The 10,975-nt window shown below is 40.6% G+C and carries 10 protein-coding genes; 7 read left to right on the top strand and 3 right to left on the bottom strand.

Annotated elements, in window-relative coordinates:
- On the bottom strand, positions 1-258 hold a 258-nt coding region (locus BM161_RS06060; protein ID WP_143090502.1), incomplete at its 3' end, for a transposase.
- A gap of 376 nt (positions 259-634) precedes the next feature.
- Between BM161_RS06060 and BM161_RS06055 the strand changes: the two genes are divergently transcribed.
- Complete coding sequence (locus BM161_RS06055) at positions 635-1,918, top strand: O-acetylhomoserine aminocarboxypropyltransferase/cysteine synthase family protein (protein ID WP_074931105.1); 1,284 nt, start codon at positions 635-637, stop codon at positions 1,916-1,918.
- Between the two features lie 22 nt (positions 1,919-1,940).
- Here BM161_RS06055 and BM161_RS06050 read toward each other — a convergent pair whose 3' ends face one another.
- Positions 1,941-3,332, bottom strand: a complete 1,392-nt coding sequence (locus tag BM161_RS06050) for an HD-GYP domain-containing protein (RefSeq protein ID WP_083425692.1) — start codon at positions 3,330-3,332, stop codon at positions 1,941-1,943.
- Between the two features lie 97 nt (positions 3,333-3,429).
- On the bottom strand, positions 3,430-4,344 hold the full coding sequence (locus BM161_RS06045) for a LysR family transcriptional regulator (RefSeq protein WP_074931103.1): 915 nt from the start codon (positions 4,342-4,344) through the stop codon (positions 3,430-3,432).
- Between the two features lie 138 nt (positions 4,345-4,482).
- On the opposite strand from BM161_RS06045, the gene metE reads away from it, so the two are divergent.
- The 6 genes from metE to rsgA are packed head-to-tail and all read left to right on the top strand — an operon-like array spanning position 4,483 to position 10,895.
- Entirely contained in the window at positions 4,483-6,753 is a 2,271-nt protein-coding gene (metE, locus tag BM161_RS06040; protein ID WP_074931102.1) for a 5-methyltetrahydropteroyltriglutamate--homocysteine S-methyltransferase, read from the top strand.
- Positions 6,750-7,631: a methylenetetrahydrofolate reductase [NAD(P)H] gene (gene metF / locus BM161_RS06035; protein WP_074931101.1), complete on the top strand. Its 882-nt coding sequence runs from the start codon at positions 6,750-6,752 to the stop codon at positions 7,629-7,631. The genes metE and metF overlap by 4 nt, the downstream gene beginning before the upstream one ends.
- 53 nt (positions 7,632-7,684) lie before the next feature.
- The gene (locus BM161_RS06030; RefSeq protein ID WP_244882711.1) at positions 7,685-8,149 is read left to right on the top strand and encodes a chemotaxis protein CheX; all 465 of its coding nucleotides are present in this window, start codon (positions 7,685-7,687) and stop codon (positions 8,147-8,149) included.
- A 57-nt stretch (positions 8,150-8,206) separates the two neighbouring features.
- On the top strand, positions 8,207-9,382 hold the full coding sequence (locus tag BM161_RS06025; protein ID WP_074931100.1) for a TrkA-related ion transporter: 1,176 nt from the start codon (positions 8,207-8,209) through the stop codon (positions 9,380-9,382).
- A gap of 9 nt (positions 9,383-9,391) precedes the next feature.
- Positions 9,392-9,907, top strand: coding sequence for a cyclic nucleotide-binding domain-containing protein (locus BM161_RS06020; RefSeq protein ID WP_074931099.1), 516 nt, complete (start codon positions 9,392-9,394; stop codon positions 9,905-9,907).
- Between the two features lies 1 nt (position 9,908).
- Entirely contained in the window at positions 9,909-10,895 is a 987-nt protein-coding gene (gene rsgA / locus BM161_RS06015; protein WP_074931098.1) for a ribosome small subunit-dependent GTPase A, read from the top strand.
- The last annotated feature ends 80 nt before the right edge of the window (positions 10,896-10,975 follow it).

Genomic DNA, 10,975 nt, shown 5'->3' with positions numbered 1-10,975 from the left:
TGTAATACCGAAAAGCAATGCAACCTGTAAATTTGAAAGATTATGCTCTTGTTGATAGTTTAGCACTTTTAGCTTAAATTCTCCGCTAAAATGTCGGGTTGGTTTTGTAAATTTTCCATTTAATTTGTACTGGGCAATCCACTGTCTAATTTGACTTGAACTTACTCCATATGCTTTTTCTTGTTGTTCTGGACTTATATGTTCTTCAATATAGTCTAAGACAATCTTTAGTTTGAACTCTTCTGAGTATTTGGACATAAAAAAAGCACCTCCTAAAGTGAACTTTATTTGTCCAACTTTAGGGGTGCACTTCAAACAGGGCCGGTATTTTTTTATAAAAAAAATAATAAAACCTATTGACGTAGTAGGTAATGCATGATATATTTTAGTTACTACATAAACCTACAAGGTTAGTAGGAATTAAATAAAAGGAGGCGCAGAAATGGAAATCTACTTTGAAAAACTTGTTCGCGAAAATTTCAGAAACGGAGTCATGCGCGCCTGTTGTCGTTTCTAAAACTGAATGTCATTCAGCATTTAAATCTTAACAATCAATAAGGATAAGCTAAAAATTGCTTTCGCAATTTTTTTAACGCTTTTCCATTTATCACCGGCCCAGGAGGGCCTTACTCATATGTCAAAATATAAATTCGAAACATTACAGTTACACGTTGGACAGGAAAGTGCAGATCCTGCAACAGATGCACGCGCAGTACCAATTTATCAGACAACATCTTACGTATTCCATAATTCAAAGCACGCTGCAGACCGATTTGGTCTTGCTGATGCAGGAAATATTTACGGACGTCTTACAAACTCAACACAGGACGTTCTTGAAAAACGTATCGCAGCTCTTGAGGGCGGTTCTGCTGCTCTTGCACTTGCTTCTGGTGCCGCAGCAATCAGCTATACAATCGAAGCACTTGCCGCTAACGGCGGACACATTGTTGCTCAGAAAACAATTTACGGTGGAAGCTATAACCTTCTGGCACACACACTTCCACAGTACGGAATTAATACAACATTTGTAAATGCTCATGATCTTAAGGAAGTTGAAGGTGCAATCAAAGAGAACACACGTGCAATTTATCTTGAAACTCTTGGAAATCCAAACTCAGATATTCCTGATCTTGATGCAATTGCAGAAATTGCTCACAAACACGGACTTCCTGTTGTAGTTGATAACACATTCGGAACTCCATATCTTATCCGTCCGTTTGAGCACGGTGCAGATATCGTAGTTCACTCTGCTACAAAGTTTATCGGTGGTCACGGAACAACACTTGGTGGTATTATCGTTGAAAGCGGAAAGTTCAACTGGAAGGCTAGCGGAAACTATCCACAGATTGCAGCTCCTAATCCAAGCTACCATGGAGTTTCTTTCTACGACGCTGTTGGACCTGCTGCCTTTGTTACTTATATCCGAGCAATTCTTCTTCGCGACACTGGTGCTACAATCAGCCCATTCAACGCATTTCTTCTTCTTCAGGGAGTTGAGACATTAAGCCTCCGTCTTGACCGCCATGCAGAAAATACAAAGAAAGTTGTTGAGTTCTTGAGCAAGCATCCAAAGGTAGCAAAGGTAAATCATCCTTCACTTCCAGACCATCCAGACCATGCACTTTATACAAAGTATTTCCCTAATGGTGGTGGATCAATCTTTACTTTTGAGATTAAGGGTGGACGTGAAGAAGCCTGGGCTTTCATTGATAATCTTCAGATTTTCAGTCTGCTTGCAAACGTTGCAGATGTTAAGTCATTGGTTATTCATCCTGCTTCTACAACTCACTCACAGCTCAACGATGCAGAGCTTGCAGACCAGGGAATCAGCCAGAGCACAATCCGCCTTTCAATTGGTACTGAACATATCGATGATATTATCGCAGACCTTGAAAGAGGATTTGCAGCTGTAAAATAATTAAACAACTAGTCGTACTTGATTAAGGAATAACCTTAAAGCTCTCATTGACGGCGGCATTCTTTTCTCTGATTTCGAGAAATTCTTTCACGACAATCGGATCGAAATGAGTGCCGCTTCCGCTTTCTATAATCTGAAAGGCTTCGTCATAACTCATAGGTGACTTATAAATTCGTGGAGAAACCAGCGCATCAAAAACATCTGCAATTGCCATGATGCGGGCGCACAGAGGAATCTCTTCTCCCTTCAGTTCTTCAGGGTAACCGGTGCCATCCCATTTTTCATGATGATGAGTTGCAATGTCTGCGGTAATCTGAATGTACTCAGGGTCTTCATATCCATCCAGAATCTCATGAACAATTCTTCCGCCTTCAGCTGCATGGCGCTTAATCTGTTCAAACTCCGGCTTTGTAAGTCGGCCAGGCTTCTTTAGGATTTCATCAGGAACAACAATTTTTCCAATATCATGCATAGGTGCCGCACGCTTCAAAAATCTGATAAAACGGGGAGTGAGTACATCGGGGTAGTGGCCGTTCTTCATCATCTGAACTGCGAGCAACTCAACATAGGCTCTGGTACGGCGTACGTGTTCACCCGTATCTTCGTCGCGGTTTTCAACAAGGTTGGAAAGGCTTTCAATTGTGTGATTCTGCATCTTAATAAACTGCAGCTTTGAACTTTCAATTTCAGAAACCTTTTCGTTGAGTTCGCTTTCTTTAATGTCCAGTTCGTCTTCAATATAGTTAAGGCTCTTTTCAAGGTCTCGGTTCGACTGAATGAACATTGTAAGGAAGGCAACTGTAAAGCCAGTGTTGATAAGAGAGATGCCGTAAAACAGGAGCTGAATAACCTGCATTATCTGAGGGAACAGCACGAACATCAGAATAACTCCAACCTTAGCTCGTGAAATAGATTTTCTGTTTGCAAGAATATAGATAATAAGATTCAGATAGAGAATTACCTGAATAACCAACGCAATGAAAAAATACTTTCCGCGGGAATAAACATTGTTCTCATCAATCTCATATAAAAAATTTGTAAACGGTGTGAGCAGTAAAAGAATAAAGTAAATTACCGTTGCAACTTTTATTACGTTCAGAAAGCCTTTTTTGAATTTCTCCTGTTTAATAAAAAACATGATTTCAATGCCAGCGGCTATCAGAACAAAATATGAAAAAATATAGAACAGGAACATTGAAGCTGGCAGGAGAATTGAGTAAATAGGGTGGGCTGTTCCTTCGAATACCATGGTACAAATATCCATTGCGGCCATCAGGATATTGATCATTACCATGACTTTAAACCATCTTTTTACGTTGTCATTTACAATGTGCCGGGTATAGATGGATACAAATAGAATAAGTCCTATAAGTATGTTATAGGCGTCTAACGTAACGTTTGTGATAGTCATCATTTGTCTTCTCTCCGTAAACTTTTTGTATACTAATATACTAATTATAACATGAGACTACGGAATAGAAAAATTTATTTTTTGCTGAAGTTTTGATCGTTCAAGTATTCGAATGTTTTTTTAGTGCTTCAATGTAAGCCGTTGCATAACGCGAAAGATTCATTGCTTTTCTGGTGATATAGCCTACAGTCATGTGTTCCTTACAGTCTAGCGGGCGGGAGATAATTTCTGGGCCGTTCAGTTCATGGCTTATTATTCCTGAGCAGATTGTAAATCCGTCCAGCCCAATTAACAGATTGAACAAAGTTGCGCGGTCACGAACCTGAATGCTTTTAGAACATTCAAAATCAATTTCAGTGAGAGGCTCTTCGGCATAATAAAAGGAATTAAAGTCTCCCTGCTCATAAGTAAGGTATGGAAAAGTTGCTAGATCTGAAAGTTTTATTTTTTTCTTTTTTGCAAGCAAATTTTTTTTTGAAATGAAAATATGAAGCGGTGCAGTAAACAAGGGTTCAAATGTAAGATTGTTTTTCTTAATCAATTTTGTGATTACATTTTCATTCCGGTTCGAAAGATATAGAACTCCGATTTCACTTTTAAGATGCGCTACATCTTCAATAATTTCATGGGTCTGTGTTTCTCGAAGAGTAAAATTATATTCGTTTCCACCGAACATCCTGATTACATCTACAAAGGCATTTACGGCAAAAGAATAATGCTGACAGCTTACAGAAAAAATTGTATTTCCCGAAGCGGCCCCATCAGACTTAAAACGGTCTTCCAGCAGCGTTGCCTGTTCAAGAACCTGACGTGCGTAAGACAAAAACTCGTCGCCTTCATTAGTTACGGAAACGCCTTTATTTGAGCGGGAGAAAATTGTGATTCCCATTTCGGCTTCGAGCTCGCGGATTGCGGCGGTGAGACTTGGCTGAGAAACAAAAACGCGGCGAGAGGCTTCTGTTATGTTGTGAGTGTCTGCAACTGCAACGGCATATTTTAATTGCTGTAAGGTCATGCTTTTATGATAACAAAAATGAAAAAAAATAGCCATAGATAAAAACTATTGCAAACTGTTTGAAAATAGTATTTTTCTAGGGTAATAAAAATCTATATACTTGCCTTAATCAATATACTAAAAAGGTAGGTAAATAGTATGGCAACAAGAACTTCTGTAATCGGATTCCCAAGAATCGGAAAAAATCGTGAATTAAAATTTGCTAGTGAAAAATATTTTAAGGCAGAAATCTCTGCAGCTGAGCTTGAAAAAACTGCAGCAGAGCTTCGTGCTTACGGCTGGAAAAAGCAGTCGGATGCCGGAATCACTTTTATTCCTTCAAATGATTTTTCTTTTTATGATAATGTTCTCGATACAGCTTTTCTTCTTGGTGCTGTTCCTGCTCGTTATAAGGCACTTGGTCTTAGTCCTCTTGAAACTTATTTTGCCGCTGCTCACGGATATCAGGGTAGTGCAGGTGACGTAAAAGCGCTCCCAATGAAAAAGTGGTTTAATACAAATTATCATTATATTGTTCCAGAACTCTCTGATAACATTAAGCTTTCCGTTGCAGATCAGAATAAAGCCGTTACAGAATTCAATGAAGCAAAAACTCTTGGAATTAAAACAGTTCCAACAGTAATTGGTGCTTATACTTTCCTTCATCTTGCAACTTATACAGGTCAGAAGAAGGCTGGTGATTTTGCGACAGAGCTTGTGAATGCTTATGTTCAGCTTGCAATGTCTCTTAGTACCGCTGGTGCCGAATGGATTTCTATTGCAGAACCTGCTCTTGTTTTTGATGTAAGTGCAGAAGAAAAAGCTTTGTTTGCTTCAATTTATAAAGACCTGATTTCAAAGCTTCACAAAGAAGCAAATATAAAAATCATTTTGCAGACTTACTTTGGTGATATTCGCGATGTGTACAACGAGGTTTGTGAGCTTGGCTTTGATGCAATTGGACTGGACTTTGTAGAAGGCAAGAAGACACTTGAGCTTGTTGAATCAGGATTCCCAAAAGACACTTTTTTAATTGCAGGTATCGTAAACGGAAAAAATATCTGGCGTGCTGATTATCAGAAAAAGAACGAACTGCTTGTAAAGCTTGCAGTCAAGGTAGAGGAACAGAATATTGTTATCGGAACTTCCTGCTCACTTCTGCACGTACCTTACACAACTACTTCTGAAGAAAAGCTTTCTTCTGATATTCTTGCACACTTTGCTTATGCCGAAGAAAAAATTGTTGAACTTAAAGAAATTGCATCTGGAGACGAAAAAGCCCTCGAAGCAAACAAAAAACTTTTCGCATCTGAACGTGTTGCAAAAGATGCAGCTGTACAGAAAGCACTCGCAGAAATCAGTGAATCAGATTTTGTACGTAAGCCTGATTTTGCAGAACGCGAAAAAATTCAGCATAAAACTTTCAAGCTTCCTCTCTTCCCGACAACAACAATCGGAAGCTTCCCTCAGACAAGTGAGGTTCGTGCAAATCGTGCTGCTTACAAAAAAGGAACAATCAGCCGCGAGCAGTATGTAGAGTTTAATCAGAAAAAAATCGCTGAGTGTATAAAGCTTCAGGAAGAACTTGGCCTTGATGTTCTGGTTCACGGAGAGTTTGAGCGAAACGACATGGTTGAATATTTTGGAAGTCAGCTCAACGGCTATCTGTTTACTCAGAACGCATGGGTACAGAGCTACGGAACCCGCTGTGTAAAACCACCTGTAGTTTGGGGAGATGTCAGCCGCAATAACCCGATGACAGTTGAGTGGTCTGTATTTGCTCAGAGTCAGACAAAGAAAATCATGAAGGGAATGCTTACCGGCCCTGTAACAATTTTGAACTGGTCTTTCCCTCGCGAAGATATCAGCCTTAAAGAACAGACACAGCAGATTGCCCTTGCTATCCGCGAGGAAGTATTAGACCTCGAAAAGAACGGAATTAAAATCATCCAGATTGATGAAGCCGCTCTCCGTGAAAAACTTCCTCTTCGACGCAGCGACTGGCACACAGAATATCTGGACTGGGCAATTCCTGCATTCCGTCTTGTACACTCAAAGGTTCTGCCACAGACACAGATTCACACTCACATGTGTTACAGCGAGTTCAACGACATCATCCGCGATATAGACGCAATGGATGCAGATGTAATTACCTTTGAAGCAAGCCGCGCAGACCTCAAGATTCTCGATGCTCTTAAGGAAGCAAACTTCAGAACAGAGGTAGGTCCAGGTGTTTACGATATTCACTCGGCACGTGTGCCTTCAGTTGAAGAAATAACTGATGCACTCAAGAAAATGCTCGACAAAGTTCAGAAGGAAAAGCTCTGGGTAAATCCTGACTGTGGTCTTAAAACCCGTGGCAATGAAGAGACCATTGCGAGCCTCAAAAATCTTGTTGCTGCTGCAAAGGAGCTTAGGGCTAACGTATGAGAATAGCTGATATTCTGAACAGCAAAAAGGTAACTCTTTCTTTTGAAGTATTCCCGCCTAAAAAGAAAGAGGCGCTTGAATCAATCAAAAAAACTGCAGTATCTCTTACCGAGCTTAAGCCGGATTTTATCAGTGTGACCTTTGGAGCGGGCGGAACCACCAAAGGCTACACTGCCGAAATTGCAGAAGCAATTGAAGAGAATGGAACAGCAGCACTGGCGCATCTTACCTGTGTGCGTTCTACGACCGATGCCTTAAAAAATACCATTGATGATCTCAAGACCAGAAATATCAAAAATGTTCTGGCTCTTCGAGGAGACTTTCCTAAGGATGCGGTAACTGGAGAAAACATTTTTCCTTCAGGTTACACACATGCTTCGGACCTGGTAAAGCTTCTTAAGCAGGAAGGAATGTGTGTGGGGGGCGCCTGTTATCCCGAGGGACATCCGGAAAGCCGCAGTCACGAGGCAGATATTGAACAGCTTAAGTACAAGGTAGAGGCCGGTGTTGATTTTCTGACAACTCAGATGTTCTTTGATAACGACATGCTTTATTCATTTTTGTACCGTCTTCAGTCTGCTGGAATCCACGTTCCGGTTTTAGCGGGAATCATGCCGATTACAAATGCGAATCAGGTAAGCCGCATGATTGATTTGTCTAACGCTTATATTCCACGAAAGCTGCTTGCCATCTGTGACCGTTTCCGGGACTCTCCGGAAGCAATGATGCAGGCGGGAATTGCCTATGCAACTGATCAGATAATAGATTTGATTTCGAATGGAGTTCGTGGAATTCACATTTATACAATGAATAAACCGGAAATTGCCCGGGCAATAATTCACAATGTGGATGATATTATCAAAGCGATAAATAATTAGGGGCATTTTTTCAATTTACAAATCAGATTTTGTGGTTTATCATTATAGACACTATGGGAATGGACGCAAAAATCATTAATGCTTTTCTCACAGAGGGAATCAACACTTTTCAGGACATGTTCAATATTGGTCCTGTAAATAAAGAACCTCATCTGCTTGACATTCATGCAGGACATCCGTGGGAAGTTTCGGGTTTATTGGGAGTTACCGGACAAATAAAAGGTATAGTAGCCTTCCGTCTTCATAAAATTCTTGCACATAAAATGCTGGAGCTTTCTGGCCTTGAATGTAAACCAGAAGATTTTGAAGATATGGCAATTGGACTGGTAAGCGAATTTACAAATATCATTTCTGGACACGCAGTTACAACGCTTAGTGACTATCATCTTGATATTTCGCCACCTTTCTGTGTCATGGGACACAATCATATGATTGCATGGCCAAAGAATTATCCTGTAATTGCAATTCCGTTTGTTACACCATACGGACCATTTGAAGTAGATGTTTGCTTCAAATAATAACCGGCGGGTGTTACTGATACTGACTTCCCCTGTTTTTTCTGCTATAATAGAAGAATGAGTAAAAAAAAGCAGGGGAGTTTTAAGCGTTTTAAGCGAGCGCTCAAATATACACTCAAAAATCCTCTAACATATATCTGGTTTCTCATCTTTATAATCCTTGCAGTGGCAACCGTTATTGTTTTCTTTTCTGAAACTAAAACAGAAAGCGGAATCCAGACAATGTTTGACTCTGTTTGGTTTACTCTGGTTGCTGTTTTTGCAGCCTATTTTGATTATTGTGTAAAATCTGTTCCGGGCCGTATGTCAGCTCTTGTGCTGCTTGTGCTTGGTATGTTGTTGTTCAGTGCCGTTACCGGTAAGCTTGCGTCCTATTTCATGGATCTGCAGATGAAGAAAAATAAGGGGCTTAAGAAATTGAAGAATCTGAAAGGACATTTTTTACTTTGCGGATGGAGACCTGGATTCGAAAAGATTCTGGATACCGTTCTTACTACTAACCCGGATATCACACCAGATATGGTTGTTTTGATAAATGATGCTGCAGAGCAGATTGAACAGATTCGTTCACAGCCACGCTTTAAGGAACTCAATTATGTTTCAGGCGATTTTGCAGATGAAGCCGTGCTTAAAAGAGCTTTGATTGATACAGCCGAACGTGCCCTTGTAATCTGCGACCGTTCAAAAAAATATTCGGACCTTGAAATAGACAGCCGTACAGTACTCGCTGTTCTTACAATGGAAAATCTGAATCCTGGAATCTATGTTGCAGCCGAGCTGATTGATGCAAAGTTTCAGAAGCATCTTGAGATGGCGCATTGTGATGAAATCATCCTTACTCAGGATTATGAGCACAGCCTTCTTGCAACTGCTTCAAGCGGTATGGGTTACAGCAATGTTATTCGTGCCCTTATAAGTGATGATGCAGATACAGGAATTATCATTGAAGATATTCCTTCATCATTTATTGGAAAAACTTACGGCGAGTATGAAACTCATCTTGAGCAGAACGGTAATAAGGGTGGAGTGCTTGTAGGGCTTCTTTTGAATACGGGTAATTTCCATCAGAGAAGAAAAGACGCCCTTCGTGAAGCACAGAAAAATCCTGATATTAAGAGCATTGTAGATAATCTGAAAAAAGTTAAGACTCTTAAGAGTAACGAGCCGGTTCTTACCCCAGAGCCTGGTTTTGTGATTCAGAAAAATACAAAAGCAATTCTGGTACGAGGTTAGGAGGAGAGTATGGATAAGTTTGAAGAAGTTCTGCCTAAGCTTTTACAGATTCAGTTGTTTTCTGATTTTTGTATTGATGATGAAAATGACTGCAGAATTTTGCGTGCCGTTTATGATAATATGGTAGTTGAAAACTATCTTAAGGGTGATGTAATTATTGAAGAAGGTAAATTCGGAGATATGTTCTACATCCTCTATAAAGGAAAAGTTCAGGTTTATAGAAAAACACCTGCCGGAGATAAAATTGCACTTGCAGATCTTTCAAGTGAAGATAATATCTTCTTTGGTGAAACAGCCCTCATTAGTGATGATCCTAGAACTGCAACAGTAAAAGCTTTGACCGATTGCCGCTGTATTGCGCTTTCAAGTACTAAGTTTCTTGATGTTTGTGATAAGGAACCACTTTTGGGCTACCGTGTGCTTTTAAAACTTGCACAGAGAATGGCAGAAACTATCCGTGATACGAACAGTGATAAAGCCACTTTGTACGAGGCATTGTTCAACGAGATTGAATCAGGAGTGTAATTTGAAGGGAACTGTTATTGCCGGAACAAATAATCTTTTTACAGTTGAATGTGAAGATGAAGTTACCCGCAGCTGTACAATTAAAGGCAAGGTTATCAAGACAGAAAAGGAATACTACAATCCGATTGCACCGGGCGATGTAGTTGGCCTTGAACCAGATCCATTAAACGATGTAAAAGGTCAAATTACCTCTCTTGAACAGAGAAAAAATACTTTTCTTCGCTGGAACGTTAAGGGCCGTTGTCCTCAGCTTCTTGCCAGTAATCTTGATTATCTGATTTTAGTTTGTACTCCGGATGAGCCGCCGTTCCGTCCTCGCTTTATGGACCGTGCGCTTGCTCAGGCAGAACATCAGGGAATTACACCGGTAATCGTCTGCAATAAATGGGACCTCGCTCTGGAAATGCAGACAGACGGCCGTGAAGAAGAGTTTGATGAAATTGATAAAAGACTTACAATCTGGGAAGATTTAGGCTACAAGGTACTGCGTATTTCTGCAAAAACTGGAGAGGGTATGCAGGAGTTTGCAGAGCTGCTGGAAGATAAACTTTCGGCTTTTGTTGGCCAGTCTGGTGTAGGTAAGTCCAGTCTTATTAATGTTATGGACAATACCTGCGTTCTCAGAACAGGAAGCCTTTCTAAAAAATATGGTCGGGGAAGCCATACCACAACAAAGGGTACGCTGATTCACCTGACTTTGAATGAGACATTGACTGAAGGAATACAGGGCCGTAAGGCAAATATCATAGATACACCGGGTATCCGTCGTTTTGTTCTTGATGATATTGAAGCCGATGACCTTGCGATGTACTTCAGAGAATTTGAACCATTTGTCGGTAAGTGTAAATTTGGAATGAACTGCCGGCACATAACCGAACCAGAATGCGCAGTGCGTAAAGCTGTTGAAGACGGAGCTATAAGCCCGGAACGCTACGACAGCTGGCAGAGAATCAGCGAAGAAATCCGCACCGGCTCCTGGTTAGATTAAAAGTGGTTTCGATACACCGCTTCGCGGCACTCAACCACCGGTGGTTGAGTAGGGCGAAGCCCGTATCGGAACCATAATAA

It is taken from the genome of Treponema bryantii (genome assembly GCF_900113965.1).
GTDB lineage: Bacteria > Spirochaetota > Spirochaetia > Treponematales > Treponemataceae > Treponema_D > Treponema_D bryantii_A.
Note: the sequence above shows the minus strand (reverse complement) of the source record. Positions and strands in the feature narration are given on the sequence as shown.

Excerpts from the sequence above, each read along its gene's own strand:
- BM161_RS06055 (WP_074931105.1), top strand. The coding sequence starts at position 635 with ATGTCAAAATATAAATTCGAAACATTACAGTTACACGTTGGACAGGAA.
- BM161_RS06050 (WP_083425692.1), bottom strand. The coding sequence starts at position 3,332 with ATGATGACTATCACAAACGTTACGTTAGACGCCTATAACATACTTATA.
- BM161_RS06045 (WP_074931103.1), bottom strand. The coding sequence starts at position 4,344 with ATGACCTTACAGCAATTAAAATATGCCGTTGCAGTTGCAGACACTCAC.
- metE (WP_074931102.1), top strand. The coding sequence starts at position 4,483 with ATGGCAACAAGAACTTCTGTAATCGGATTCCCAAGAATCGGAAAAAAT.
- metF (WP_074931101.1), top strand. The coding sequence starts at position 6,750 with ATGAGAATAGCTGATATTCTGAACAGCAAAAAGGTAACTCTTTCTTTT.
- BM161_RS06030 (WP_244882711.1), top strand. The coding sequence starts at position 7,685 with ATGGGAATGGACGCAAAAATCATTAATGCTTTTCTCACAGAGGGAATC.
- BM161_RS06025 (WP_074931100.1), top strand. The coding sequence starts at position 8,207 with ATGAGTAAAAAAAAGCAGGGGAGTTTTAAGCGTTTTAAGCGAGCGCTC.
- BM161_RS06020 (WP_074931099.1), top strand. The coding sequence starts at position 9,392 with ATGGATAAGTTTGAAGAAGTTCTGCCTAAGCTTTTACAGATTCAGTTG.